We start from the raw sequence: 24,861 nt of genomic DNA on the forward strand, positions 1-24,861 counted from the left end.
TGCCAGGCCGGAAACGGCCACTGACCTGCACAAACAATTCAGCCCCTGGCGTAACGCCGGGGGCTGTTGTCGTAAGTGGATCACGCGACCCCTGACGTCTCCGTGGAGTCGTCGGCGCCGGGCGTCAGCATCGTTGCGATGGCGGCCCGCCCACGCTGCTCGGCCCCTTCGAATATGTAGTGGCAGTGCTCCCTCAGTACGTCCATAGAAGCTGTTCCGGCCCCCATGCGCCGTGGTTCTTGATGTGCCGCCGAAGCTCGGAGGCGACGTTCGGCGGGAGGGGGACGGTACGCCCTGGCTCGCCCTCGTCACGAGCCTTGATGTGCCGGCGTTGGATCGCGCTGTTCTTCCCGGACTCGGTGTCTCCGTCCTCCGCGATCTGGAAGTCGACGCGAAGCGTCTCGGGCTTGAAGTCGATCTGATCGCGGGATACCGCCATGGCCTCACCCAGCCGCAGGCCGCACCCGGCCATGAGCCACGGCATCGTCCGTGAGGGCGCGAGGCGGATGCCGGCCGCCGCCCTGAAGGCTGAAGTCAACTCCTACATAGCCGAGTTGGCCGACCAGCGCGACGAGAACGGGCGCCGCCTGGTGGTCCGCAACGGCTACCACCAGCCCCGGAAGGTCACCACCGCGGCCGGGGTGATCGAGGTGAAGGCTCCACGCATCAACGACAAGCGCATCAACGAGGCAACCGGCGAGCGCAAACGGTTCTCCTCTGCGATCCTGCCCCGGCCACCGTCACCCGGCTGACCACTCAGTGGCAGGCCGACCATCAGGCGTTCAGCGAGCGCGACCTGTCGGCCACGGACTACGTCTACGTCTGGGCCGACGGTATCCACCTGCGCATCCGGCTGGAGGAGACGAAGGCAGCGGTCCTGGTCGTCATGGGCGTGCGCGCGGACGGAACCAAGGAGCTGATCGCGATGACCGACGGCTACCGCGAATCGGCGGAGTCCTGGGCCGGCCTGCTGCGGGACTGTCAGAGGCGCGGCATGCACGCTCCCGTCCTCGCCGTCGGCGACGGCGCCCTCGGCTTCTGGAACGCGCTGAACGAAGTCTTCCCCGAAACCCGCCACCAAAGGTGCTGGGTTCACAAAACGGCCAACTGCCTCGACAGCCTCCCGAAGTCAGCTCAACCCGCGGCGAAGGAGGCCATCCAGGACATCTACAACGCCGAGGACCGCGAGCACGCGGCCGCCGCGGTCAAGACGTTCGCCAAGCAGTACAGCGCGAAGTTCCCCAAGGCCGTCAAGAAGATCGTCGATGACGAGGACGAACTGTTGGCGTTCTACGACTTCCCCGCCGAGCACTGGATCCACCTGCGGACAACCAACCCCGTCGAGTCGACCTTCGCGACCGTCCGTCTGCGGACCGAGGTCACCAAGGGTGCCGGATCCCGGGCCGCCGCCCTGGCGATGGTCTTCAAGCTCGTCGAGGCCGCCCAGGCCCGCTGGCGAGCCGTGAATGCACCCCTCCTCGTTGCCCTCGTCCGCGCCGGGGCCTGTTTCGAACGCGGCCAGCTCGTTGAACGGCCGCAGACGACCGCGGCGTGAATAGGGTGGCGGGCCTGCCTCGAAGTTCGAGATCATCCGGTCATGTTGGATGGCACGGCAGGACAGGACCTTCCGGTCGGCTTCGGGTTCCGGCCGTATCGCGGCGACGAAGACCACGGCGCCATGGCTGCGGTGCGGCGCGGGTGTGCTGAACGGGACCGGGTCGATGCCCAGTCGGTTGTGGAAGGGCTCCCGACAGCAGCCGAGATCGCGGAAGCTTCTGCCAAGTCGGAGGAGCCGTCCAAGAACCAGATCCTGGTGATGTGCGATGGGAGCGTCGTCGGCTACTCGACGATCCGGTGGTGGCAGGAGCGGGACGATACGTGGCTGTACCTGCACCGCGGCTACCTCTTGCCCGAGCATCGCGGCCAGGGCATCGGTTCAGAGATGCTGAGCTGGGCCGAAGAGCGGATCCGCCGGCTCGTCGAACAGCATGGAACGGCGCGGACGGCAGTGATCGGCGCGAACGCCATGACCTCCGAGCAGGATGCCACGGCACTTCTGCGCGCGGCCGGCTACCGACGTGTCTTCAGTCTGGTCGAGCTGGAGCTGGGCGATCTGCAGCAGATGCCCGAGCCGGGCGACGAACTGCCGGCCGGGATACGGACGGGGCCGATCGGGACAAGCCACTACCGTGCAGCCTGGAGGACGGTCGTCGATTCGTACGAGGACAGCGGCTTCACTCAGAGATGGCCGTTCCAGGACTTCGTCGACACCGCCGACCCGGCATGCTGGAGGGCTGCCTGGAACGGGCAGGACATGGTCGGCGTCGCCCTCTGCTCCATCCGCCGTCACGACCACACCGTGGGCGAGGTGGAAGAGCTGAGTGTCCGGACGGATCAGCGACGCCTCGGAATCGGCCGGGCCCTGCTGCTGGACGGGCTGCAAAGCCTTCGCGAACAGGGTGCAACGATCGCCCGGCTGTTCACGGGCACGGCAAATCCACACCGGTCCTACGACCTCTACGAGAGCGTGGGGTTCCGGCGGCAGAACGAATACGTCCGCTACCGCAAGCCGCTTGCTTGATCGACCGGCCATCGGGCTGTCCGGTCATCCACAGGATTTGACAATAGCTCGCGCCAGCGTTGCTGAGGTAAAGGCACTGCCGGAAATCGCCGTGACGGTCGAGCGGTCGGGCAAGACCGGCCGACCAGCCACAGTCTTCACACTTCGTGGGAACACTTCCCAGCACGAGGAGTCAGCGCCGGCCCAGCGGACCGTAAAGGAAAGCAACGGAACCAAGGCCGTCCGTCTCGACGCCTACCGTCCGATCCTCACAGCACCGGAGCCCGCGCCCGAACCGACACGTCCGGAACCGCTCGCAGACTCCAATTCGATCTTGGATAGCTTGGACGGAGACATGAGGGCGCTGCGGGCCACTGCTTTGGCTTCCTTGCCGGATGCCACTCGCAGGGCCCGCAGCGCGGCCCCAAGCTGTGCCCTGTTCACGTCCCGTGCTTGGCCCACCATTCGGTGAACGGCTCCGCGTGCGCCAGCACCAGGTCACGGTGCCCGACGAATTCCGGCGCGTGTTCCGGTGGCAGGACTTCCGAACCCAGGTACTTTCCGGTGCCGTCGTAGTTCATGACGGCCACGGACTCGGAGTCGAAGAGCCAGAAATCGGGCACGTCCTCCAGGATGCTCGGCCTATCGGTGATGTCGAGAATGAAGAACTCCTCACCCCCGGACATGTTCTTCTGGTACCCCCACCCGAGTTCGAACCTGAGATAGTCCGTGAGTGGGCGGCGCAGAATGTGAACCCGGTAGACGCGTTTTCCTTTTCCGGTGTGAGAGCGGAGTTCTTCGACCCAGCCCGCGTTGTAGTCGTCCGGCTGCGGCTCCCCGGCCAGGAACGCGTGATAGGCATCGACGTTCCCCGACTTGCTGTAGTCGTCAAGGGTTTCGAGTCGGAACGCCTCACGCTGGAACCTGTCGAAGAGGTCGCCGAGGGTCCTGGACGAGGTTGTCACGGATGGCCTTTTCGATCAGTTCCATCGGGATCTCGACCAGGGTTTCGTGAGCGGGAATCTGAAGACCGTGGTCGATCGGAGTCTCCCCCTGAACCAAGAGCGTGCCACGATCCGTCGCGTAGATCGTCGGGCAGTCCTTGATGTCGCACGTGCTGACCAGCTTGGTGACCTTCGTGGTCGGGTTCCCCTCTCCCGTGCTGCCAGTACCCCGCATCTGGGTTGATGCTCCCGAGGCCAGGGCGCGCGGGTCAAGCGATCACGGTTGACGGAACGGGAAACCGCATAACCTCCCCGGAGCCTGCCGCTCCTCCGACTGGTCGGGGAGGCTGCCGTCAGTACGGCGCCGACCTGGTCAGACTCCTGACGATCACGGGGAAATGCTGGGGAGGGCTCCGCTAAGAGGGGTGTCCGTGCAGGTCAGCGCCGTATGACCTGTGAAGCACCCAGATCTACGAGGGCGCGGACCAGATCCAGCGCATCGTGATGGTCAGAACCTGCCGTAGCGGGACCGGCCGTACGCCCGCGCCTCCGGATGCCTGTCGCAGCAGGCCGTACGGAAACGCGGCTCGGCCCCCATTGCGGACACGGTGGCACCCCTTGGGGCCCCGGCGCCATGCCGGGGAAGTTCCTGATTGGTTCTGGGAAGTCCTGGAGACGACACGGTCGTGTCTGTCTGCCCTGGAGTCGCAGCGCTGGGAAGTTCTTGAGGACTTCGTGCTCGCCTACCTGGATGCGGCAGAAACGCTGGGCGGCGATCGCCGCATCCGGCCGCGCCGCCAGGGGCCCTGCATGCCGAGCCGAGCGCGGCGATCACCGACTCCCAGTCGCCACGGGCCGCCGAGACGGCCGGTGCGGCCGGCCGGGGCTGTGACACGGGCAAGAAGGTGAACGACACCAGGCGGCGCATCGCGGCGGCCCCAGGCTCGGTGCATGTACGCGACTCCAAGAACACGCAGGGCGCCCGTCTCGCCTTCACCTCCGCCGCCTGGACCGGTTTCGTCTCCTACGCCGCCGAGCGCTGATCCCGCTCGGCCGCCGGACCCGGGCGGGGCGGTCTCCGTCAGTCCTCCTCGTCGAAGCGGTCGAAGGCCGCCTCCGTGCGGGCACGGAACATCGCGGTCCCGTGGTCGTCGCGGAGGACGATCTCGTCGTGTGCGTACCAGCGTGAGCCCGGCTGCTGGCCGATCGGGTACTCCGGGAACGGCAGGCGCAGGAAGGTGGCGGCAATGTCCTCGGGGAGACCGGACTCGTCGTCGGGGGACACCCAGCCCATCAGGTCATCGTCGGCGCACAGGGCCTCGGAGAGGACGATCTCGACGAACGCGACGCTGACCCGGCCCAGCCACGGGACCCAGTCGTCGGCGGTGGGGTGGACGAGGTCGGCGCGGACCACGACGGGCGGGTCCTCCTGGTCCAGGTCCGCGACGCGTATGCCCCAGTAGGCGCAGGACTGGTTCTCGACGCGGAAGACCAGGACGCCGCGGTCCGCGTCCAGGTAGAGATCCCGCGGAGCGAGCAGGGTGTCTTGGTTGTCCGTCAGATCCGGTCGTCGGCCCAGCAGTTGGTGGGCATCGCGCAGTGCGGCGGGCAGGGGCAGGCCGAGGCGGGCCTGTGCCGCGTCGAGTTCGGCGGGGGTGTGGCCATCGGCCTCGTCCAAGGGGCGTCCGCTCCAGTCGCGGGCGAAGGCGCGGATGAAGCGCCACGCCGCCTGTCTGTCGGCCGGTTCGCCGGTGGCCGCGCCGAGCGCGTCGAGATCGAGTGCGAGGTTGGAGCGCTGCTGCTGCTCCTGCTCTTGCGTCATGCCTGCGACTGTAGGCGTCACCACTGACAACGCCCCGTGCCGTCCCTCACCCGGCGGGGTGTCACCACCGGCAACGCCCCGCGCCGTCCCCCGTCGGCAAGGTGCCGCCGTCGGTGAAGTGCCGTTCCCTCAGGCCCTATTCCGGCCCCCTTCCCCCATTCCGCCCACCTTCCGCACTCGATCTCGGCACACTGGGTGCATGACCGATCACCAACAGGCACCACCGGATCATCTCGTCATCAATGTGCAGCGCCGGGACGACCCGGTCTCCCTGGTCACCGAGGCGGACGCGCTCGTCGCGTCCCGGACGTACGGGAGGGTCGTGGTCCGGGGGCCGCTCTTCGGTATCGCCGAGCAGCGCCGGGGCGAGCGGCCGCGGTGGCGGCTGCTGACCGACATGGAAACCGGCTACCCCCAGGACGCTCGCGACGAGCTGAACTCCCATCTCTGGTTCAAGGCCAAGGACGAGACCGACGACCGCCGGGAGCGGCGCGCCCTGCTGGAAGCGGTGGCCAGGCTGGAGACCGAGCCGCTGAACGAGCTGACCGTCGGTGACACGCGCTACCGCGTGGTGCGTGCCGACGAGTTCGCCCGGACCGGTCAGGGGCGGCTGGAGCCGCCCAGGGCCACGGACGCCGACTCGGAGGGCTGGGACTCCCTGGAGCGTACGCCCTCGAACACCAAGGGGTTCGTGGTCGATCACGCGGCGGCGGTGGGGCTGACGGAGGGCCTGGACCGGATGGGGCTGGTATCGCTCGCGTACACCTCGGACCGTTTCCCGCCCGATGTGCTGGCCGACTCGCGGCGGGCGTTGCGGACCCATCCGGGCCTCGTGCTGCTGCCGGTCGTCTTCCGGGTGATGGAGCACAAGGAGAATTCCTGGTCGATGGCGTCGAGCCAGCACCCGACCCCGCAGGACGCGCGGCGTGCGCTGATCTACTACCTGAAGACGTACCTGCCGATGACCGGCGAGGTCGACGAGCGGGAAGCGGCCGTGTACGCGCGTGCGGCGGATTCGTTCATGCGGCGCGTGCGGTCCAACGAGCTGAAGGTAAGGGGGCGTTCCTTCCAGATCGCCCGGATCGAACGGATGATGCGCATCGGTCCCGCCGGGCCGGAAGGGCCGCGGCGCTCGGACGTCGACGACCAGGGCCCCTCGCAGATCCACCCCAGGATGGACGAGTGGGGAAACGTCGAGCGGAACGCCTAGACCCCGTCCGCCCGAACATGTGACCGTCCCGCCTCCAGGCCGTTGACGCGGGGCGGGGCGATCCGCTGGATGCCGAGTGGGAACGGCTGCGGTCGTTCCCGCCGGTCGGCGGCAGGCGTTGCGGCGGCGCCGGCCCCGTACCCCGCGTCCGCGTCCGTGGGCCCTGAGGCGACGGAGTGAACACTGGCCGAGTCGACCAGCCGATCCGATACGCATTGCCCACAATTCAAACCATGTGTACACGAATCCTGTGGTCGTCGCAGGGGCATTCCTGTAGGGCCCAGGGCGGTCCCGCCCAGGGCAACGTGCTGGTCGGCCGGAGCATGGACTGGTACCAGGACACGGACACGGTCCTGGCGGTGCGTCCGCGCGGCATGGAGCGCCGGAGCATGCCCACCACGCCCTCGGCCCCGGGCGACTTCACCTGGACCTCGCGGTTCGGCAGTGTCGTCGCGCTCATGTACCGCGAGGCCGCCGTCGACGGGGTCAACGAGGCGGGGCTCCAGGTCAGCGGGCTGTACCTCTCCGAATCGGAGTACGGCGACCGTGACCCCTCGCGCCCTGGACTTGAGCTGTACTGGGCGATCCAGTGCCTGCTCGACTGCTTCGACAACGTGGACGACGCGGTGGCGAAGATCGAAGGGGAGAACGTACAGCTCATCCCCAAGGATCTCGGTGGCAAGCCGGGGACCGGCCACCTCGCGCTCGCGGACAAGGACGGCAACTCGGCCATCATCGAGTTCCGCGACGGCAAGGCCGTCGTGCACAAGGGCAAGCAGTACACCGTGATGGCGAACTCGCCCTGGTACGAGGAGCAGTTGGAGCTGAAGGAGCGTTACGAAGGGCTCGGCGGCGATCAGCCGCTGCCGGGCGGCGTCGACTCGCCGGACCGCTTCGCCCGCGCCGCGTACTACTCCGCCCAGCTTCCGAGCACCTCGGATCCGCGCGAAGCCGCGGCGTACATGTTCAGCGTGATCCGGAACGCCTCCGCTCCGTTCGGTACGGCGGACGAGGTGCGGCCGAACATCTCGACCACGCGGTGGCGTACCGTCGCCGACCTCACCGAGGGCCGGTACTTCTACGAGTCCACCACGAGCCCCAATGTGGTGTGGGTCGAGCTGTCGCAGCTGGACTTCTCCGAGGGCAACCCGGAGCTGCGCCTCGACGTGGCCAAGGAGACCGGCCACGTCGGCAACGTGACCGGCGAGTTCGTCCCGGTGCACTAGGCGGACCGGGTGGGACAGGTGGGGCAGGGCGTGTCCCGGGCGATCGCGCTGATGGCCGGATGGCGAGGGCTTCCGCCGTCGCGGTGCCGAGGACGGCGTGGCCGCGCCTGTCGTCCCGCTGCTCCGGCTGGTCGGCCCGCGCGGTGGTGGGGGCCGGCCGGGACGTCCCGGCCGGCCTCGCCTTCCGCGTCGGCGGCGGTCCGGCCCCGGTGGAGCAGGCGCTCCCCGCTCTCGTCCGCCGACCGCGGCCGTCCGCCGTCAGTTCTCGGTGACGGTGACCTTCTCGTCGTTCTTGAGCTGCTCCACCAGCTGCTTGACCTTGGTCTTGTCCCAGACCACATTGCCGCCCGAGAAACCGGAGATCGGCATGTTCATCGACTTGCCGTCACCGCCCGTGACGTCCTTCATGGCGAAGAACATCTGGCCCAGGGACCAGAGCGACATGTCCTTGTCCACGACCAGGGTGTCCAGGCCCGCCCCCATGGTCGGGTACAGCTTGAACGGGTTGAGGATCGTGGACGCCGTCGCGGTCTGGCTCGCCAGCGCCGCGAGGAACTTCTGCTGGTTCTTCGTACGGGCCAGGTCGGCCTGGGCGAAGGCGTACCGGGTGCGGACGAAGGCCAGCGACTGTTCGCCGTTGAGCGTCTGCTTGCCCGCCTTGAAGTCGGCGCCGGACTTCTTGTCCTTGAAGCCCTTGGGGATGTCCAGCTCCACGCCGCCGATCGCGTCCACGATCTTGGCGAAGCCGCCGAAGCCGATCTCGCAGTAGTGGTCGATGCGCAGACCGGTGTTGAACTCGATGGTGCGGACGAGGAGTTCGGGGCCGTCCATGGCGTACGCGGCGTTCAGCTTGGTGAAGCGGCCGCGGCCGGGGTAGAGCTTGCCGGAGTCGGAGCCCTTGAACGACGGGATCTCGACGTTCGAGTCACGCGGCAGGGAGATCAGCGTCGGCCCGTTGGATCCGTCGTGCAGGATCATCATCGAGTCGGTCCGCTTGCCTTCCGCGGAGCCGGTGTGGAGCTTCTTCTTGTCCTCGGCCGTCATGCCCTCGCGGCTGTCGGAACCGACGATCAGGTAGTTGGTGCCGTCGCCCGCCGACGGGCGCTCGATGACCTTGGAGAGGTCCACCTCGCGCTTGAGCTTGGAGTCGGCCCAGAAGTACGTGCCTATGGAGACCGCGAGGATCACGACCACCAGGGACAGCGAACCTATCTTGATCCGGCGGCGCCAGTCGGGCGCCGGACGCCCCTGCGCGTAGCCGCCGGGCCCCTGGCCGCCGCCCTGACCGCCGTGGCCGTTGCCCCGGCCGCCGCCCTGGCCGTAGACCGCGCCCGTGTTGTAACCGCTGTCGTACCCCGCGCCGTCGTCGTAGCCGCCGGAGTGCTGCTGCGACTGCCCCTGGCGCTGCCGGGGCGGGGCGGGGCGCTGCCGCGGCGGGGCGGGAGGGCGCTGGACGTGCCGCATCACGCGGGCGCCCTCGGGCCGCTCACCGGCGCTGCCCTGCCCGTAGCGGTTGCCGCCCCGGTTGTCGTCGGACCATCCCTCGGGCCAATCGTTCATGCGGTCCAGTGTGCAGGGCAGGTGCGCTGGTATTACAGGGGGTGCGGGAAATCGCATCAGGGCTGTTGCGAAGCTGATGCAATGCGGACGGCGAAGGGCCCCCGCATAAGGTGGACGGTATGACAGATCAGGCCCCACGCCCGGAGGGCGACATTCCGGGCAAGGTGACCGCCGCTTCCCGGACCACCCTCAGCCACATCATGACCGGCAGCGACACCAATCTGCTGGGTACGGTGCACGGTGGCGTGATCATGAAACTGGTCGACGACGCGGCCGGTGCCGTGGCGGGCCGGCACTCCGGCGGGCCCGCCGTGACGGCCTCGATGGACGAGATGGTCTTCCTGGAGCCGGTCCGCGTCGGCGACCTCGTGCACGTCCGCGCCCAGGTGAACTGGACGGGCCGCTCCTCGATGGAGGTCGGCGTCCGGGTCATGGCCGAGCGGTGGAACGAATCCACCCCCGCCCAGCAGGTCGGCAGCGCCTATCTGGTGTTCGCCGCCGTCGACGCGGACGGCAGGCCGCGCCCCGTACCGCAGGTGATCCCGGAGACGGAGCGCGACAAGCGGCGCTACCAGGAGGCGCAGATCCGGCGCACCCACCGCCTCGCCCGCCGCCGCGCGATCAAGGAGCTGCGCGAGAAGCGCGCGGCGGAGGGCATCGAGGACTGAGGGCGCCGGCCGACGGGCCCGTGGTCACGGGCAGGCCACCTCGTCGCCCGTGACCGCGCCGTACTCGCCGTTGTTCTTCTCCTCGGCCCGCACCCGCTGCACGGTGTCGAAGTCGGCGCCCGCCGTCACCCGCATCGTGGAGCCCTGGCCCCGCACCGCCCGCAGCTCGGCGCCGGGCAGCGCGGCGGCCAGCGACCTGGCGGAACGGTCCCAGCGCGGGTCGTAGGTGACCAGGGTCCGCTTCAGGCCGTCCGGCTCGTCCTCGTCGTCCCGGCGCTGTTCCCTGTTCTCGTGCGGCTCCCTGTTGAGCGGGGCGCGGGTGGTGTCGAAGCCGGTGGCGCGCAGCGCGTCGTCGACCGTCCGGCCGAGGCCGTCCTTCGGCGTCCCGTTGTAGACCTGGACCCGGATCTGCGCGGGGGCGACGTCGACCTGTACCGCCTTCGGCCGCTCGGGCCGGGCGGGGGCGAGCGGCTCGTCCTCGCGCAGGGCCCGGAAGAGCTTCTTCGACTTGGCCGCGTCCCAGGTGACGGTCGCGCCGATGCCCTTGACCCGGTAGGAGACGTTGCCCAGCGGGACGGAGGCGAACTCGGACGAGGCGGGGGAGAAGCCGCGCATCGCCTGGCCGAGCTCCAGCATCTGTTCCGTACCGAACCCCTCGTCGGCCCGGACCGAATTCAGCATCGTCGAGGCGACGTCCCGGAACTTGACCGGGTTCAGCAGCACCCCGCTGCTGGTCGCCCGTGCGACCAGCGAGGCGAGGAACTTCTGCTGGCGCTCCATCCGCCCCAGGTCGGCGGCCCCGTCGATGTGCCGGGAACGTACGTACTGGAGGGCCTGTCCGCCGTTGAGCTCATGGGCGCCCGCGGCGAGGTCGAGGCCGGTGTACGCGTCCTTCATCGGCCGGGTCGTGCAGATCTTCACCCCGCCCAGGGCGTCCACCGTCTTCATGAAGCTGGTGAAGTCGACCTCCAGATAGTGGTCGACCTTGACGCCGGTCATGTGTTCGACGGTCCGCACGGTCAGATTCGGGCCGCCCTCGGCATAGGCCGCGTTCAGCTTCGACGGGTGCGCGGCGCGCGTCGCACCGGAGACCCGGTCCCGGTACTCGGGGACCTCGGCGTAGCTGTCGCGGGGCAGCGAGACGACGCTGGCGCGCTTCTTGTCCGCCGACAGGTGGACCAGCATGACGGTGTCGGTGCAGTGGCAGGGGGCGCCGCCCAGCCGGTACTTCTTCTTCTCCTCGGCGGTGATCCGGTCGCGGCCGTCGGTGCCCACGAGCAGCAGATTGGTGCCGGTGCCCGCGGGCGGCCGGTTCTTCATGTCCCTGAACGGATCGATCCGGTCGATCCCGGTCCCCAGGTCCGTCACCAGCGCGTGACCGATCCCGCCGGCCCCCAGGACCAGCACGGAGACGCCGGTCACCATCCGCATGCCCCAGCGTGGTCGCTCGTCCTGTTTTCTGGGCCTGCGCTGCGGCGGGACCGCGCGGGAACGGGACGGACTGGGGGAGCGGTGCAGGGTGGACACTGGCGGACCTCCAGGGTGCGAGGGCGACCGTTCGCACAGTAGGTCCATATGATCAACAGTCCGGGGTGTGCTCCGGCGGGGCGCGCCCGTGTCCCCCATTCGCGGTAACGTGGCGGCCGAATACCGCCGCCTGGTGGGGTGCGAGACCCCCGGCGCCCCCGAGGACCACCCGAGGACCACCATGTCTGCCGCGCAGCACCCCGCCGTCTCCGTGATCATGCCGGTGCTCAATGAGGAACGCCACCTCAGGAACTCCGTCCGGCACATCCTGGAGCAGGAGTACGCAGGGGAGATGGAGGTGGTCATCGCACTGGGCCCCTCCACGGACCGTACGGACGAGATCGCCGCGGAGCTGGTGCGCGAGGATCCCCGGGTCCACACCGTCCCGAACCCCACCGGCCGCACCCCGGCCGCCCTCAACGCCGCGATCAAGGCCTCCAGCCACCCGATAGTCGTCCGGGTCGACGGCCACGGCATGCTCTCGCCGAACTACATCGCCACCGCCGTCCGCCTCCTGGAGGAGACCGGCGCACAGAACGTGGGCGGCATCATGCACGCCGAGGGGGAGAACGCCTGGGAGGACGCCGTCGCCGCGGCCATGACCTCGAAGATCGGCGTCGGCAACGCCGCCTTCCACACCGGCGGCCAGGCCGGCCCGGCGGAGACCGTCTACCTCGGCGTCTTCCGCCGCGAGGCGCTGGAGAAGGCGGACGGCTACAACGTCGAGTTCATCCGGGCCCAGGACTGGGAGCTGAACTTCCGCATCCGCGAGGCCGGCGGCCTGATCTGGTTCTCGCCGGAACTGAAGGTGCAGTACCGGCCGCGCCCCTCCGTGCGGGCCCTGGCCAAGCAGTACAAGGACTACGGCCGCTGGCGGCACGTGGTCGCCCGCTACCACTCCGGATCGATCAACCTGCGCTATCTGGCGCCGCCCACCGCCGTCTGCGCGATCGCGGCGGGCATCGTGGTCGGCGCCGCCGTCACCCCGTGGGCCTTCGTCGTCCCCGCCGGGTACGTCGCGGCGATCGTCGCCGGGTCCGTACCGGCGGGCAAGGGCCTGCCGCTGAAGGCGCGGGTGCGGATCCCGGTGGCCCTCGCGACCATGCACATGTCGTGGGGGTACGGCTTCCTGACCAGCCCGCGCTCGCTGGCGAGGAAGGTCATCGCCAGCCGTCGGCCGGCCGTCACCGCGTAGCGCGCCGAACGAACGACACAGCGGGGGCCTTCCGACGTTCCGGAAGGCCCCCGCTGTGCACTGTGCCGGTGCGGCGCTACCAGGTGAAGCCCGGCTGGATGTCCATGCAGGCCGACTCGTCGTCGCCGTTCAGCGCCCGTGCGCTCTCCGGGGTCTTCTCCTCGGCGGAGGGCGCGTGGTAGGGCCCGTCCTCGCGCCAGTCGGAACCCACGGTCAGGGTGATGCCCGAGACGTCGGCCGACTTCTTCACCGCCGTCAGCGGGATGCCGAGCGCCTTGGCGACCGCCTGGGCGTCGCCCTCCATGTCCACGGTGGGGTAGCGGATCTCGGTCCGCTTGGTGGACGCGGTGCTCTGCCCGTCGATCGTGGCCCGGCCGAAGCCCTTCCCGGCCAGCAGCTCCTGGACCGCCGTGGCGCGGCCCTTGGCCGCGTACTGGGTCTCCGTGCCCGAACCGTTGCGAACGGTCACCGGGATGTCGGCCGGGGCCGACGAAGGCTTCTTGGCGGCCGGTGCCTTGCGCTTGGACGCCTTGCCGTCGAGCGGGATGTCGTCGCGGACCATCTGGAAGAGCTGGTCGGCCTCGCCGGGCTTGGGGAGCACCCGCTCCTTGAGCGTGCCCGTCCCGTAGACGTTCGGCATCGTCGTCATGGTGATGCGCTTGGTCGGCACCCTCTTGAGGTCCTCCGCGAGGTCGTAGAGGTCCTTGACCGTGTCGATGGACTTGTCGACGGTGAGCGCGTTGATCACCGCCTCGGCGAGGTCGGTCAGCTTGCCCGGGTCGGTGAGCTTGGTGCCCTTGCGCAGTTCACGGACCATCGAGTTCATGTACATGTGCTGGGCGTGGGTGCGGCCGAGGTCGGTGCCGTCCTCGAAGCCGTAGCGGGTGCGCAGCCACTGGAGGGCCTGCTTGCCCTTGATCTTCGTGGTGCCCTTCTTCAGCTTCAGCCCGGAGCCATGGCCCTTGCTGTCGCGCGAGTAGACATTGTTCTTCACGCAGACCGGGACGCCGCCGATGGCGTCGGCCATCGAGACCACACCCGAGAAGTCGATCATCATGAAGTGGTCGATGGTGATGCCGGTCAGCTCGTACCAGGTGGCCACGGAGCATCCGGGACCGCCGCGGTCGAGCGTCTCGTTGGTCATCTTCAGACCGACGGACGCGGGGTAGACGCGCTTCGTCTTCGGATCGGTGCACTTCGGGATCTTCAGCATGGTGTCGCGCGGCATGCTGATCACCGACATGTTGCTGCGGTCGGCGGAGACGTGCAGCAGCATCTGTACGTCGGCCAGGGGCGGTGCCCCGAAGGTCTCCTTCGCCCCGCCGAGCTTCTGGTTCTCCGCGTTGTCCCGCGCGTCCGAACCGATGAGCAGGATGTTCAACGGCGTCTGACCGGCGGCATTGGCCTTGTGGTCGGCCATCTTCTTGTCGCCGAGGGTCAGATCGGCCTTCTTGATGTTGCTGTTGAGGTGTTCGTAGTAGAGGTATCCGGCCCCCGCGCCGCCGATTATGAGCAGCGCGAGAACGGACGCGCTCCAGCGCAGCACCCGGTGCTTGCGCTTCTTGCCGCGCCGTTTCGTGCCACCGCGCCGGTGACCGCTCTCTCCGGAAGCGGTTCCCTGCTCCCCGCTGCCGGAGTCCGCGGCGCTCTCCGGCTCCTCCTCGTACAGCTTGTCGTCCCAGCCGAGTTGGCCGGCGTGCCGGACGCGTGGTCGCGTCCCCTCCCCGGGTGTGCTGCTTCGTGCCACCAGGTCCCCCCTGCTGCTCCGACTCGTGGGTAAGTGCGGTGACCTGGTGTCACTTGGCGCACTCTGCCTTGTCTGCGTTTGCTTGCTGGATGTCGGCCGGCACCTTCGCCGGACCGGTGATGGGAGTGCCCGCGCCCTTGAAGTCGTCCCCCAGCGTCAGGACCATCGCCTGAAGCCCTTCGGCTTCCGCGGTGCCCTTCTTCATGGCCGAGCCGGGCAGGCCCATCATGGCGGCCAGCGCGCGTGCCTGGTCCGCCTGGTTCGGTGCGTACTCCAACGTGGTCTTCGCGGCCTTCGCCGGGGCGTTGGCCTTGTTGGTGGACTTGAGTACGCCCTGCTCGTTCTGGAGCCAGGTGACCGTCGCCTGCGCGGCTCCCGGGACCTTTCCGCCGTTGTACACATCGACGCGGACGTCGCCCGCGGCGGCCTTGGTTCCCTTGAGGAGTGCGTCCTGCTTGCTCTTCGCGGCCTTCTTCTTCGACTTCACCTCGGTCAGCGAGGTGTCGTCGCGCATCATGGCGAAGAGCTGGTCGGACTTGGGCGGGTTCAGCACGACGGTGACCGGGACCTTCTCGGCCGGGTTGTCGAGCACCGGCACCGTGGTGAAGGTGATGTTCTTGGTGTTGACCTTGCTGAGCTCCTGGGCCAGCGAGGCCAGCTTCGTGCCCGTACCGATGCCGGTGTCGACGGTGAGCGCCCTGGTCGCGGCGTCCGCCAGCTTGTACAGCTTGGTCGGGCTGGTCAGGGTGGAGTCCGACTGCATCTGCCGGATCATCGAGGCGATGAACTGCTGCTGGACCTTGATCCGGTCCAGGTCGCCGTGGTTGCCGAAGCTGTGCCGGGTCCGTACGAACGCCAGGGCCTGCTCGCCCTCGATGCGGTGCTCACCGGCCGGCAGCTTCAGATGGGAGTCCGGGTCGTCGACCGGCTTGGCCAGGCAGATCTCGACCCCGCCGACCGCGGTGGACAGCTCCTTCACCGCGTTGAAGTCGACCATCATGAAGTGGTCGACCTTCAGCCCGGTGATCTCCTTGACCGTCTCCATGGTGCAGCCGGCGTTACGGCCCGCCTGGCCGAGGCTCTCGTTGAAGCGGACGTTCTGCTTGCCCGGAACGAGCTTCTCCGAGCCGTCCTCCTGCTTGACCCGGCAGTCCGGGATGTCCGTGATCAGGTCGCGGGGGATGCTGAGCGCCGTCGCGTTGGTGCGGTCCTCGGAGACGTGGAAGAGGATGTTGGTGTCGGCGTGGCCCACGCTGCCCCTGTCGCCGTAGCCCTTGTTGCCCTTGCCGGTGCGCTTGTCGGTACCGATGATCAGTATGTTGATCGGGGCGTCGTTGTCGAAGACGTTCTTGTTGCCGGCCCCGCCCACGTCGACCGTGTTCAGGTTGCCGTTGAAGTGCTGGTACAGCGCGTAGCCGCCCACCGAGAGGCCGACCAGGACGAAGGCGGTCACACCGCCCGTCCACATCAGCGCCTTCTTGCGCCGGGCCTTCGGGGCCTTGCGGCTGCGGCGTCCCGCCGGGCCGGAACTCTCCTGGCCGCGCCCGCCGTTGGCCGAACGGCGGCTGCGCTGTCCGGGCACCTCGCGTTTCGAGGGCGAGCCCTGGTCGTCGCGGGCCGGATCGCGGCGGTCGCCCCTGCCGTCGCGAGTGGTTCCCCGCCGCCCGCCGCCGCTGTCGCCGACCGGCTCTCTGCTATGCGGAACACGCGCCCCGGAAGTGCGGGAAGGGGAGTCCGAATCCCCTCCGGAATGATTCAGTCGCAGTTCGTAATCGCCGGTGTGCGGGTTGAGAACCCACTGGTCTGCGGGGTCGATTCCATCCGCCCGCCCACGGCTTTGCGCATCCACGGTTGTTTGAGTCCTCCGTCGGTGCCACGCGAGGCGCCTCCCCCGATCAGGCGCTCGATCTTTCGCTCCAGAAGTGCGCGGCCTGGTGGCCGGAAGCACCGGATCGCGTCACACTATCGGCCCAGTTCGGCCTCTAGCGACGTGCGTGACAAATTCCACGCTCCTTACAACTGGTCATACTGCTCATTACACGCCGATCACCGGCTTCTGCTTGGGAATTGCTTTACTGCTTGCACAGGTCGGCCGCCGCGTTGTTGCCGGAATAGGTGGGTGTGGGACTGGGGCCCGATCCATCCGGGGTATCGGCAGCGGCATTGTTTTTCCCGTTGTTCTTTCCGTCGTCATGTCGGAACTCGTCCGCCGGGACCACCGCGACCGGATCGTCGTCGCGCAGCCGCTTGAAAAGCCGGTCCGCATCGGGTTGTACGAGTTCGTCCCGGTTCCGGTCGGCGACGTACGGCTGCCGGGGCACGGTCAGGAACTGCACCTTGTCGGTCGGTACGTTGCGCATGCCGCGCACCAGGTCGTACAGGTCCTTGAGGCTGTCCAGCCCCGGGTCGGTGGTCAGCGCCTTGGTGGCCGCGTCCAGCACCGGGTAGAGGCGGGTCGGATTGAGCAGGACGCCGTTGCTCTGGACCTTGTTCACCAGCGCGCCCAGGAACTGCTGCTGGCGGTCCATCCGTTCGGTGTCGCTGCCGTTGCCGATCGACTTGCGGGCCCGTACGTACCCCAGCGCCTGTTCGCCGTCGAGCGTCTGGCGTCCGGCGGGGAGCTTCAGATGGGCGGCGGAGTCGTCGACCGGCTTCTTGAGGCAGACCTCGACCCCGTCCACGGCGTCGACCATGTCCTTGAAGCCGTTGAAGTCGACGATCATGTGGTGGTCGATCCGCACGCCGGTCATCTTCTCGACCGTACGGATCGTGCAGGCGGCGCCGCCGAACTCGAAGGCCCAGTTGAACTGGGCGAATTGCTTCTTCGTGGCCGAGCCGTCCGCCCGGTGGCAGACCGGGATCGTCACCATCAGGTCGCGCGGCAGGGACATCGCCGTGGCGCTCTTCCGGTCCGCGGCGAGGTGGAGCAGGATCGTGGTGTCCGAACGCTGGCTGCCGCCGTCGTCCCGGCCGTACTTGCGGTTGTCACCGGCCCGGCTGTCCGAGCCGATGAGCAGGATGTTCTCCGCGTTGCGCACCACGGAGGCGGGCCGCTCCCGGTCGTACGCCTTGAGCTCGGCCGCCGCGGAGGTGTCGGTCCTGATGTTGCCGTCGAGCTTCCGGTACAGCCACCAGCCGGCACCCGCCGCGACCAGCACGACGAACGAGGCGCCGAGCGCGGTCCAGCGCAGCCAGTGCCGCCGGTGCCCGGCTCCGGTGGCCGGGGCGGGGCCGGGCCCGCTCCCGGACTCCGGTTTGTCCCCGCCCGCCGGCGGATCGGCCGGCGGGCCGGCGCTTTCGCTCACGTCTGCGTCCATCCTTCACGTTCGGCGGCGCGTCGGGCCGCCGGTCGCAGGAGTAGACGGCTGAACCTCACGCTTGGTTGTGTCCCTGGTGGGCCGTAATGCCGATCATGTACCGGAGTTGACGCGGAGCCGCCGAGGACTCGGCACGGTGTGGGCCGGAAGAGTGGTCCTCAGCGTGCTTGTCATACCGCACTGTTGGTGACCCGCTCGCTCGCCATGCGCTTCGCCAGCCCCTCCTCACCCAACTGCCCCAGGTGCCGGCACAGGACCACGGAGCCCCCGGCGGCCAGCGGTGCGAACAGTCCCGCGCTCAGCCCCTCCCAGCTGCCGTACGCGCGCCCCGTGAGCAGCCGCGATCCGGCGGTCAGGCCGAGCTCCTCCGCGTCTTTCCGGGCCCGCGCCACCACCTGCGCCGACGTCAGCCGGACACCGTCCACCACCAGCGCGGGAGCCTCCGGGTCCACCGGTGCGAACGGGGCGAACCGGTCGCCCTGGCCCGGCACCTCCACCGCGTAGTCCGCGAACCCCTCGGGTGTCCGCGGGAACCTGCCGCCCAGCGGGCGCAGCGCCAGGGCGACCCGCTCGCCCCGGCAGGAGCGGGCGGCCTCCAGGGTGTCCGGACCGCTGACGACGAGGTCCGCCCCGGCCGGGTCGCCCTGGACGTCGGCGATCACGCCGACCGAGGAGCAGGCGAGCAGCCAGACCGCGGACTGCCAGTGCGCGGGCAGCAGCAACGCGAGCCGGTCGCCGGGTTCGGCGGCGAGGTCGCCCTGAAGGAGATTGGCGGTCTTGGCCACCCAATTGGCGAAGGTGGCCACCGACAGTTCGACGCGCTCTCCGGTGGCGTCGTCGTAGAAAGTGACCAGGGGGCGGGCGGGGTCCGCGGCGAGCGCGGAACGCAGCAGGTCGGCAGGGGTGCGGTCGGTGGCGTTCATCCGCGCAAGCGTACGCGGCGGCGACCGGCCCGGCGGGAGCGAAGGGGCGCCGGGTACACCGGTCGGGCAGACGGACCGTCACATGCACGGCGGGGTCCGGGTGGCCGGAGTTGCCGGGTTGTGCCCAGGATTGTTCGCATGCGTGCCTTCCTTGCATCTTCGATCGGTGTCACCTGCGCGGCCGTTCTCGCACTGCCGTCGGCCGTGCCCGCGGGCGCCGCCCCCGACCCCCGCACCGTCCCCGCCGAGTCGGCCGGGCCCCTCGACGTGCCGGGCTCGACGGAGTCCCTGCCGATGCGCACCCTGCCGGCCCCCTCCGGCGAACCGACCCGGGCCGGGGCGGCCCCCGCACAGGGGCTGCCCGAACGCGGGGTCCGCCCCTTCTCCCTGGTCGGCGTCGTCTGGGACGACGTGGACACCGAGCTCCACGGCACCGTCCAGGTCCGCACCCGCGCCACCGCCACCGGCATCTGGTCGGGCTGGCAGGACCTGGAGACCCACAACGCCGAGCACTCCGCCGACCCCGGCACCGCCGAGCGCGACTCCGGCGCGGTCCGGGGCTCCACCGCGCCGCTCTGGGTCGGCGACTCGGACGGCGTCGCGGTCCGCGTACGCCCCGAGACCCCGGACCCGCGGGACCGCACCACCCCCGCCGTACCGCTGCCCGGCGGGCTGCGCCTCGAACTCGTCGACCCCGGCAAGGACCCGCAGCAGGTGGCCGCGACCCACCTCGGCGGTGTCACCGCGGCCGGTCCCCCCGCCGCCGCGGACGGCCGTGCCGGCGCCCTCGGCCAGGGCGTGCTCCCCGCGCTGGGCAAGACGGAGTCCGAGGTGCGGGGCGAGGCGGAGGCCGGTCTCGCGGCGGGGTCCCGGCCGTACATCGGGCCCCGTCCGCGCATCGTCACCCGCAAGGGCTGGGGTGCCGACGAGAAGCTCAGGGAGCGCAAGTTCGTCTACACCAGCACCGTCAAGGCCGCCTTCATCCACCACAGCGCCACCGGCAACAACTACACCTGCGCCCAGGCGCCCTCGGTCCTGCGCGGGATCTACCGCTACCACGTCAAGAGCAGCGGCTGGCGCGACATCGGCTACAACTTCGCCGTCGACAAGTGCGGAAACATCTACGAGGGACGCGCGGGCGGGGTGACCCGGGCCGTCCTCGGGGCGCACACGCTCGGCTTCAACACCAACACCATGGGCATCGCGGTGCTCGGTACCTTCACCAAGTCGAACCCGCCCGCCGCAGCGGTGAACGCCGTGGCGAAGCTCACCGCCTGGAAGCTCGGCCTGTTCGGCGCCAACCCGCGCGGCAAGGTGACGCTGGTCTCGGGCGGAAGCAACAAGTACAAGAAGGGCAGGAAGGTCTCGCTCAACGTCATCTCCGGCCACCGGGACGGCTTCGCAACCGAATGCCCCGGAGCGCGTCTCTACAAGAAGCTCGGCTCGACCCGGACCAGCTCCGCCAAGCTCCAGGGCCGCTGACGGTACGGAAGCGCTGCTGCGGGCCGCTGACCGGGGACGACCGAACCGGTCTGCATACACTGGCCAGCCGAAACCAGGCCAGGCCCCAGCAGGAAGCAGAGTCAGTGCTGTGACAGAGGCAAAAGAAGCGATCCTCCTGGTCGGCGGAAAGGGAACCCGGCTGCGCCCGCTCACGGTGCACACACCCAAGCCCATGGTTCCGGCAGCGGGCGTCCCGTTCCTCACCCACCAGCTGGCGCGCGCCCGCGCCGCCGGGGTCGAACACATCGTGCTCGCCACGTCGTACCTGGCGGAGGTCTTCGAACCGCACTTCGGCGACGGCTCCTCGCTCGGCCTCCACATCGAGTACGTCACCGAGCGCGAGCCGCTCGGCACCGGCGGAGCGATACGCAACGTCGCGTCCCGGCTGACCTCGGACCCGGACGACCCGGTGCTCATCTTCAACGGCGACATCCTCACCGGCCTGGACATCCGGGCGCTGGTCGCCTCGCACGCGGACTCCGGAGCGGATGTCTCCCTCCACCTCACCCGGGTCGAGGACCCGCGCGCCTTCGGCCTCGTCCCGACGGACGGCACCGGCAGGGTCACCGCGTTCCTGGAGAAGCCCGAGACGCCCGAGGAGATCGTCACCGACCAGATCAACGCCGGGGCGTACATCTTCCGCCGGTCGGTCATCGACACCATTCCCGCCGGCCGCCCGGTCTCCGTCGAGCGCGAGACCTTCCCCGGACTGCTCGCCTCCGGAGCGCACCTCCAGGGCATGGTCGACTCCACGTACTGGCTGGACCTCGGCACCCCGCAGGCCTTCGTACGCGGCTCCGCCGATCTCGTCCTGGGCCGCGCCCCCTCCCCGGCCGTCCCCGGCCGCTGCGGCGACAGGCTCGTGCTGCCCACGGCCTCCGTCGCCGCCGACGCCAAGATCAGCGGCGGTACGGTGGTCGGAGAGGGCGCCCTGATCGGCGCGGGAGCCCGGATCGACGGCTCGGCGATACTGGCCGGCGCGGTCGTCGGGCCGGGCGCCGTGATCACGGACTCGCTGGTCGGAGCCGGCGCCCGGATCGGCAGCCGTACGGTGCTCACCGGCGCGGTCGTCGGGGACGGGGCCCGGGTCGGCGCCGACAACGAACTGCGCGACGGCATCCGCGTCTGGTGCGGGGCGGTCCTCCCGGACGCGGCCGTGCGCTTCTCCTCCGACGCGTAGCCGGGCGCGGTACGGGGACCGGCCGGACACCGGCCCCAGCGCTTACCCTCGACAGGCACCCCGACGACCGAGGACCTCACCGTGGCAGGACGATTCGCACCCCCCGGCGCCCCCCGTGCGACCGTCCCGCGCCAGGTGGCGGCCCCGGCGGCGGACGCGCTGACGCGTGAGTGGACCCCGCCCGGCCCCTTCGACCTGCGCCTGGTGGTCGGCCCGCTGCGCCGCGGCCCCGCCGACCCCACGTACCGGATGACCGGGGACGGCACGGTCTGGCGGACCAGCCGCACCCCCGCGGGCCCCGGCACCCTCCGCCTCGCCGCCGGGGGCGGGCGGATCCGGGCGACGGCCTGGGGGCCGGGCGCACCGTGGCTGCTGGACCGGCTGCCGACCCTGCTCGGCGCGACGGACGACCCGGACGCCTTCCGCCCGCGCCACCGGCTGCTCGCCGTGACCCGGCGCGACCGCCCCGGTCTGCGGCTGCTGCGCACCGGACTGGTGATGGAGTCGCTGATCCCGTCGGTCCTGGAGCAGAAGGTCACCACGGACGAGGCCTACCGCGCCTGGCGCCTCCTGGTCCGGAAGCACGGCACCCCGGCGCCCGGTCCCACGGACAGCGCCGCGTTCACCGCGCTGGGACTGCACGTCATCCCGGACGCCCGCACCTGGTCCCTGATCCCGTCCTGGGAATGGCACCGCGCGGGCGTCGACACCAAGCGCTCGGGCACGATCCTGCGCGCGGTGCGCGTGGCCCGCCGGATGGAGGAAGCGGCGGCCATGGAGCTCCCGGCGGCCATGGCCCGCCTGCAACTGATCCCCGGCATCGGCCCCTGGACGGCGGCCGAGACGCTCCAGCGGTCCAACGGCGCCCCGGACGCGGTCACCGTCGGCGACTTCCACCTCCCCGGCATCGTCGGCCACGCCCTGGCGGGCAACCGGGACGCCGACGACGAGGAGATGCTGGCGCTCCTGGCCCCGTACGAGGGCCAGCGCCACCGGGCGACCCGGCTCATCCTGCTCTCCGGCCACACCCCGGCCCGCCGCGCCCCACGCATGACCCCGGGCGACATCGCCCGTCTGTAGGACCCGCGTTCCGCGCGTGGGCCGGGGAGCGGGACCACCCCGGGTCAGCGGAAGGCGAGTCCCGTGGAGCGGGCACCCCGGCATCCTCGGCCCATGTACCGTCCGCCCCCGGGGCGCGCGCCCCGCTCAGCGCACCTCGATGAACCCCTCCGCGCCCCGGACCGCCCGAGCCGGGGGCGGGGCCGCCGCGTGGCCCACCGCCACCGCGCCCAGCGGATCCCAGTCCTCCGGCAGTTCCAGTACCTCGCGCACCACGGGGCGGCAGAACATCGTGGACGACACCCACGCCGAGCCCAGCCGCTCACCGGCCAGCGCCACCAGGAAGTTCTGGATGCCGGCCCCGGCGGCGACCACGAACATCTCGCGCTCCGCCGTGTCCCGCCGCTCGTCCCCGTAGGTGTGGGAACCGTCCATCACCAGGCACGGCACCACCAGATACGGCGCCCGGCGCAGCACATCGCCCCGCCGCACCCGCTTCGCGACCGACTCCTCGCTCTTCCCGTCCCGGCGCAGATCGGCGATCCACGCCTCCCGCATCGCGTCCAGCAGCCGGGTCCGCGACTCCTCGGACTCCAGCAGGACGAACCGCCACGGCGTCGTGTGGTGCGGCGCGGGCGCCGTCACCGCCGCGGCCACGGCCCGCCGCACCGCGCCCGGGTCCACCGGCTCGTCGGTGAACTCGCGGACCGTGCGCCGCTGGGTCACCGCTTCCCGTACCGCCTCGGACGTACCCAGCCGGAACATGTCGTCGGCCGCGACCCGCACGGTCGCGCGGGCGCCCTCCGTGTCGGCGGGGTCCAGGACATGGCTCAGCCCGCGCACCACCGCGACCGGCAGCCCGGCCACCTTGCCCTTGATCAGATCACCGGCCGAGGCCAGCTCGTCGGCGGTGGCGACCACGGTGGCGCTCAGCGGATTGCCGTGCGCGTCGGTGCCGCCGCGCAGGTCGTCCAGCACCCGGACGCCGGCCGCCCCGATCGCCACATCGGTCAGCCCGTTGCGCCACGGGCGCCCGAAGGTGTCCGTGACGACGACCCCGACCTCCACGCCGAGCAGGTCCCGCAGCCCCTCGCGGATCGCACGCGCCGAGGCGTCCGGGTCCTCGGGCAGCAGCAGCACCGTCCCGGCGGGGGTGTTCGAGGCGTCGACCCCGGCCGCGGCCATGACCAGGCCCTGCCGGTTCTCCACGATCCGCAGCATGCCGCGGCGCGCCACCACCCGCACCGTCTCGGCATCGATCGCCGCCTCGCGGTCGGTCGCCTCGACGATCCGGCCCTCCGCCTTGGAGACGATCTTCGAGGTGACCAGCAGGACGTCGCCGTCGACCAGGCCGGGCCCGGTCGCGGCGATCAGCTTCGCGAGGTCGTCCCCGGCCCGCACCTCGGGCATCCCGGGCAGCGCCCAGACCCGGTACGCGGGCGCCCCGGCGGTCACGCCCGTACCTCCTCGGCCAGTGCCAGCGCCTGGCGGGCCATCTCCGCCGTGGTGCCGACGTCGGTCATCATCAGCGGCACGGCGCGGCAGCGGATGCCCGCGGCCTCCACCGCGTCGACCGCCCCGGCGTCCACCGTGTCGACGAGCCAGCCGTCGAGCAGCCCGGAGCCGTAGTGCGTGGCCACCGCGGAGGCCGTCGACTCGACGCCCACCGCGGCGAGCACCTTGTCCGCCATGCCGCGCACGGGCGCGTCCCCGACGATGGGGGAGAGGCCGACGACCGGCACCCCTGCCTCGGCGATGGCCTCGCGGATCCCGGGCACGGCGAGGATCGTCCCCACCGACACGACGGGGTTGGACGGCGGGAAGAGGATCACATCGGCCCCGGCGATGGCCTCCAGCACGCCCGGAGCGGGCTTGGCCTGCTCGGCGCCGACCGGCACGATCGCCTGCGCCTCGACCGAGGCGCGCAGCTTCACCCAGTACTCCTGGAAGTGGATCGCCCTGCGCTCGCCGTCGATGTCGACCGCGACATGCGTCTCGACCCGGTCGTCGGACATCGGCAGCAGCCGGACCCCCGGCTCCCAGCGCGCGCAGAGCGCCTCGGTGACGGCGCTCAGCGGATACCCCGCGCCCAGCATCTGCGTACGGACGATGTGCGTGGCGAAGTCACGGTCGCCGAGCCCGAACCACTCGGGCCCCACGCCGTACGCCGCGAGTTCCTGCTTGACGTGGAAGCTCTCGTCGGCACGCCCCCAGCCCTGCTCCTCGTCGATGCCACCGCCGAGGGTGTACATCACGGTGTCGAGGTCGGGGCAGACCTTCAGCCCGAACAGATGGATGTCGTCACCGGTGTTGCCGATCACCGTGATGTCCGCGTCGGGAGCGGCCCGCTTGAGGCCACGCAGGAAACGAGCACCACCGATACCGCCGGCCAGAACCACAATGCGCATGCGGACAGTCTG

General features: G+C 70.3%; 23 protein-coding genes and 1 pseudogene. 10 read left to right on the forward strand and 14 right to left on the reverse strand.

The features are described from left to right. Positions 1-80: 80 nt before the first annotated feature. Together ACFVFH_RS20745 and ACFVFH_RS20750 are read right to left on the reverse strand one after the other, a co-directional pair. Positions 81-206, reverse strand: coding sequence for a hypothetical protein (locus ACFVFH_RS20745; protein WP_383770621.1), 126 nt, complete (start codon positions 204-206; stop codon positions 81-83). Next, positions 194-439 carry a hypothetical protein gene (locus ACFVFH_RS20750; RefSeq protein ID WP_383770624.1) on the reverse strand — a complete coding sequence of 82 codons (246 nt, stop codon included), beginning with the start codon at positions 437-439 and terminating at the stop codon, positions 194-196. The genes ACFVFH_RS20745 and ACFVFH_RS20750 overlap by 13 nt, the downstream gene beginning before the upstream one ends. Here ACFVFH_RS20750 and ACFVFH_RS20755 point away from each other — a divergent pair. Together ACFVFH_RS20755 and ACFVFH_RS20760 are read left to right on the forward strand one after the other, a co-directional pair. Continuing rightward, positions 438-1,555 (forward strand): annotated as a pseudogene (locus ACFVFH_RS20755) (IS256 family transposase). The gene ACFVFH_RS20750 and the pseudogene ACFVFH_RS20755 sit on opposite strands and share 2 nt — an antisense overlap. Before the next feature lie 42 nt (positions 1,556-1,597). Next, positions 1,598-2,581 (forward strand): GNAT family N-acetyltransferase, encoded by a 984-nt coding sequence (locus tag ACFVFH_RS20760; protein ID WP_383770626.1) that lies wholly within the window; start codon positions 1,598-1,600, stop codon positions 2,579-2,581. Between the two features lie 234 nt (positions 2,582-2,815). On the opposite strand, the gene ACFVFH_RS20765 is transcribed toward ACFVFH_RS20760, so the two are convergent. The 3 genes from ACFVFH_RS20765 to ACFVFH_RS20775 are packed head-to-tail and all read right to left on the reverse strand — an operon-like array spanning position 2,816 to position 3,739. Then, entirely contained in the window at positions 2,816-3,025 is a 210-nt protein-coding gene (locus ACFVFH_RS20765) for a helix-turn-helix domain-containing protein (RefSeq protein WP_383770629.1), read from the reverse strand. Next, positions 3,001-3,525 carry a DUF6879 family protein gene (locus ACFVFH_RS20770; protein WP_383770632.1) on the reverse strand — a complete coding sequence of 175 codons (525 nt, stop codon included), beginning with the start codon at positions 3,523-3,525 and terminating at the stop codon, positions 3,001-3,003. Before ACFVFH_RS20770 ends, ACFVFH_RS20765 begins: the two co-directional genes overlap by 25 nt. Then, positions 3,473-3,739, reverse strand: a complete 267-nt coding sequence (locus ACFVFH_RS20775) for a hypothetical protein (protein ID WP_383770635.1) — start codon at positions 3,737-3,739, stop codon at positions 3,473-3,475. Before ACFVFH_RS20775 ends, ACFVFH_RS20770 begins: the two co-directional genes overlap by 53 nt. Before the next feature lie 670 nt (positions 3,740-4,409). Between ACFVFH_RS20775 and ACFVFH_RS20780 the strand changes: the two genes are divergently transcribed. Beyond that, the gene (locus ACFVFH_RS20780) at positions 4,410-4,547 is read left to right on the forward strand and encodes a DUF397 domain-containing protein (protein WP_383770638.1); all 138 of its coding nucleotides are present in this window, start codon (positions 4,410-4,412) and stop codon (positions 4,545-4,547) included. 38 nt (positions 4,548-4,585) lie between these two features. On the opposite strand, the gene ACFVFH_RS20785 is transcribed toward ACFVFH_RS20780, so the two are convergent. Beyond that, positions 4,586-5,326, reverse strand: coding sequence for an SMI1/KNR4 family protein (locus ACFVFH_RS20785; RefSeq protein WP_383770640.1), 741 nt, complete (start codon positions 5,324-5,326; stop codon positions 4,586-4,588). 199 nt (positions 5,327-5,525) lie between these two features. On the opposite strand from ACFVFH_RS20785, the gene ACFVFH_RS20790 reads away from it, so the two are divergent. Together ACFVFH_RS20790 and ACFVFH_RS20795 are read left to right on the forward strand one after the other, a co-directional pair. After that, the gene (locus tag ACFVFH_RS20790; RefSeq protein WP_383770643.1) at positions 5,526-6,536 is read left to right on the forward strand and encodes a DUF5954 family protein; all 1,011 of its coding nucleotides are present in this window, start codon (positions 5,526-5,528) and stop codon (positions 6,534-6,536) included. Between the two features lie 233 nt (positions 6,537-6,769). Further along, entirely contained in the window at positions 6,770-7,762 is a 993-nt protein-coding gene (locus ACFVFH_RS20795) for a linear amide C-N hydrolase (RefSeq protein ID WP_383770645.1), read from the forward strand. A gap of 258 nt (positions 7,763-8,020) precedes the next feature. On the opposite strand, the gene ACFVFH_RS20800 is transcribed toward ACFVFH_RS20795, so the two are convergent. Then, positions 8,021-9,322: an LCP family protein gene (locus ACFVFH_RS20800; RefSeq protein ID WP_383770647.1), complete on the reverse strand. Its 1,302-nt coding sequence runs from the start codon at positions 9,320-9,322 to the stop codon at positions 8,021-8,023. 119 nt (positions 9,323-9,441) lie between these two features. On the opposite strand from ACFVFH_RS20800, the gene ACFVFH_RS20805 reads away from it, so the two are divergent. Next, on the forward strand, positions 9,442-9,990 hold the full coding sequence (locus ACFVFH_RS20805) for an acyl-CoA thioesterase (protein WP_383770649.1): 549 nt from the start codon (positions 9,442-9,444) through the stop codon (positions 9,988-9,990). Positions 9,991-10,014: 24 nt separating this feature from the next. Here the strand turns inward: ACFVFH_RS20805 and ACFVFH_RS20810 are convergent, their stop codons facing one another. Next, the gene (locus ACFVFH_RS20810; protein ID WP_383770651.1) at positions 10,015-11,421 is read right to left on the reverse strand and encodes an LCP family protein; all 1,407 of its coding nucleotides are present in this window, start codon (positions 11,419-11,421) and stop codon (positions 10,015-10,017) included. A gap of 277 nt (positions 11,422-11,698) precedes the next feature. On the opposite strand from ACFVFH_RS20810, the gene ACFVFH_RS20815 reads away from it, so the two are divergent. Beyond that, positions 11,699-12,712 (forward strand): glycosyltransferase family 2 protein, encoded by a 1,014-nt coding sequence (locus ACFVFH_RS20815; RefSeq protein ID WP_383770654.1) that lies wholly within the window; start codon positions 11,699-11,701, stop codon positions 12,710-12,712. Positions 12,713-12,788: 76 nt separating this feature from the next. On the opposite strand, the gene ACFVFH_RS20820 is transcribed toward ACFVFH_RS20815, so the two are convergent. The 4 genes from ACFVFH_RS20820 to ACFVFH_RS20835 form a co-directional block, all read right to left on the reverse strand. Then, positions 12,789-14,459 (reverse strand): LCP family protein, encoded by a 1,671-nt coding sequence (locus tag ACFVFH_RS20820; protein ID WP_383770657.1) that lies wholly within the window; start codon positions 14,457-14,459, stop codon positions 12,789-12,791. 49 nt (positions 14,460-14,508) lie between these two features. Further along, complete coding sequence (locus ACFVFH_RS20825; protein ID WP_383770660.1) at positions 14,509-16,308, reverse strand: LCP family protein; 1,800 nt, start codon at positions 16,306-16,308, stop codon at positions 14,509-14,511. Positions 16,309-16,531: 223 nt separating this feature from the next. Next, a complete protein-coding gene (locus ACFVFH_RS20830; RefSeq protein ID WP_383770663.1) occupies positions 16,532-17,764 on the reverse strand; it encodes an LCP family protein in 1,233 nt (410 codons plus the stop codon). Between the two features lie 182 nt (positions 17,765-17,946). Further along, entirely contained in the window at positions 17,947-18,699 is a 753-nt protein-coding gene (locus ACFVFH_RS20835; protein WP_383770666.1) for a TIGR03089 family protein, read from the reverse strand. Positions 18,700-18,837: 138 nt separating this feature from the next. Here ACFVFH_RS20835 and ACFVFH_RS20840 point away from each other — a divergent pair, with 138 nt between their 5' ends. The 3 genes from ACFVFH_RS20840 to ACFVFH_RS20850 all read left to right on the forward strand — a co-directional run bounded on the left by ACFVFH_RS20840 (position 18,838) and on the right by ACFVFH_RS20850 (position 22,462). After that, positions 18,838-20,181: an N-acetylmuramoyl-L-alanine amidase gene (locus ACFVFH_RS20840; protein ID WP_383770669.1), complete on the forward strand. Its 1,344-nt coding sequence runs from the start codon at positions 18,838-18,840 to the stop codon at positions 20,179-20,181. Positions 20,182-20,290: 109 nt separating this feature from the next. Then, the gene (locus tag ACFVFH_RS20845; RefSeq protein WP_383770672.1) at positions 20,291-21,382 is read left to right on the forward strand and encodes a sugar phosphate nucleotidyltransferase; all 1,092 of its coding nucleotides are present in this window, start codon (positions 20,291-20,293) and stop codon (positions 21,380-21,382) included. An 81-nt stretch (positions 21,383-21,463) separates the two neighbouring features. Then, the gene (locus tag ACFVFH_RS20850; RefSeq protein ID WP_383770674.1) at positions 21,464-22,462 is read left to right on the forward strand and encodes a DNA-3-methyladenine glycosylase family protein; all 999 of its coding nucleotides are present in this window, start codon (positions 21,464-21,466) and stop codon (positions 22,460-22,462) included. A 126-nt stretch (positions 22,463-22,588) separates the two neighbouring features. On the opposite strand, the gene ACFVFH_RS20855 is transcribed toward ACFVFH_RS20850, so the two are convergent. Further along, complete coding sequence (locus tag ACFVFH_RS20855; RefSeq protein WP_383770677.1) at positions 22,589-23,896, reverse strand: coenzyme F420-0:L-glutamate ligase; 1,308 nt, start codon at positions 23,894-23,896, stop codon at positions 22,589-22,591. Next, positions 23,893-24,849 (reverse strand): 2-phospho-L-lactate transferase, encoded by a 957-nt coding sequence (gene cofD, locus ACFVFH_RS20860; RefSeq protein ID WP_383770680.1) that lies wholly within the window; start codon positions 24,847-24,849, stop codon positions 23,893-23,895. The genes ACFVFH_RS20855 and cofD overlap by 4 nt, the downstream gene beginning before the upstream one ends. Between the last annotated feature and the right edge of the window lie 12 nt (positions 24,850-24,861).

The organism is Streptomyces sp. NPDC057697, from assembly GCF_042799335.1.
In the GTDB taxonomy this organism is placed as follows: domain Bacteria; phylum Actinomycetota; class Actinomycetes; order Streptomycetales; family Streptomycetaceae; genus Streptomyces.

What these genes read in the sequence shown, in the direction of transcription:
- ACFVFH_RS20745 (WP_383770621.1), bottom strand. Translation starts at nt 206, where the DNA reads ATGGACGTACTGAGGGAGCACTGCCACTACATATTCGAAGGGGCCGAG.
- ACFVFH_RS20750 (WP_383770624.1), bottom strand. Translation starts at nt 439, where the DNA reads ATGGCGGTATCCCGCGATCAGATCGACTTCAAGCCCGAGACGCTTCGC.
- ACFVFH_RS20760 (WP_383770626.1), top strand. Translation starts at nt 1,598, where the DNA reads ATGTTGGATGGCACGGCAGGACAGGACCTTCCGGTCGGCTTCGGGTTC.
- ACFVFH_RS20765 (WP_383770629.1), bottom strand. Translation starts at nt 3,025, where the DNA reads ATGGTGGGCCAAGCACGGGACGTGAACAGGGCACAGCTTGGGGCCGCG.
- ACFVFH_RS20775 (WP_383770635.1), bottom strand. Translation starts at nt 3,739, where the DNA reads ATGCGGGGTACTGGCAGCACGGGAGAGGGGAACCCGACCACGAAGGTC.
- ACFVFH_RS20785 (WP_383770640.1), bottom strand. Translation starts at nt 5,326, where the DNA reads ATGACGCAAGAGCAGGAGCAGCAGCAGCGCTCCAACCTCGCACTCGAT.
- ACFVFH_RS20790 (WP_383770643.1), top strand. Translation starts at nt 5,526, where the DNA reads ATGACCGATCACCAACAGGCACCACCGGATCATCTCGTCATCAATGTG.
- ACFVFH_RS20795 (WP_383770645.1), top strand. Translation starts at nt 6,770, where the DNA reads ATGTGTACACGAATCCTGTGGTCGTCGCAGGGGCATTCCTGTAGGGCC.
- ACFVFH_RS20800 (WP_383770647.1), bottom strand. Translation starts at nt 9,322, where the DNA reads ATGAACGATTGGCCCGAGGGATGGTCCGACGACAACCGGGGCGGCAAC.
- ACFVFH_RS20805 (WP_383770649.1), top strand. Translation starts at nt 9,442, where the DNA reads ATGACAGATCAGGCCCCACGCCCGGAGGGCGACATTCCGGGCAAGGTG.
- ACFVFH_RS20810 (WP_383770651.1), bottom strand. Translation starts at nt 11,421, where the DNA reads ATGCGGATGGTGACCGGCGTCTCCGTGCTGGTCCTGGGGGCCGGCGGG.
- ACFVFH_RS20815 (WP_383770654.1), top strand. Translation starts at nt 11,699, where the DNA reads ATGTCTGCCGCGCAGCACCCCGCCGTCTCCGTGATCATGCCGGTGCTC.
- ACFVFH_RS20835 (WP_383770666.1), bottom strand. Translation starts at nt 18,699, where the DNA reads ATGAACGCCACCGACCGCACCCCTGCCGACCTGCTGCGTTCCGCGCTC.
- ACFVFH_RS20840 (WP_383770669.1), top strand. Translation starts at nt 18,838, where the DNA reads ATGCGTGCCTTCCTTGCATCTTCGATCGGTGTCACCTGCGCGGCCGTT.
- cofD (WP_383770680.1), bottom strand. Translation starts at nt 24,849, where the DNA reads ATGCGCATTGTGGTTCTGGCCGGCGGTATCGGTGGTGCTCGTTTCCTG.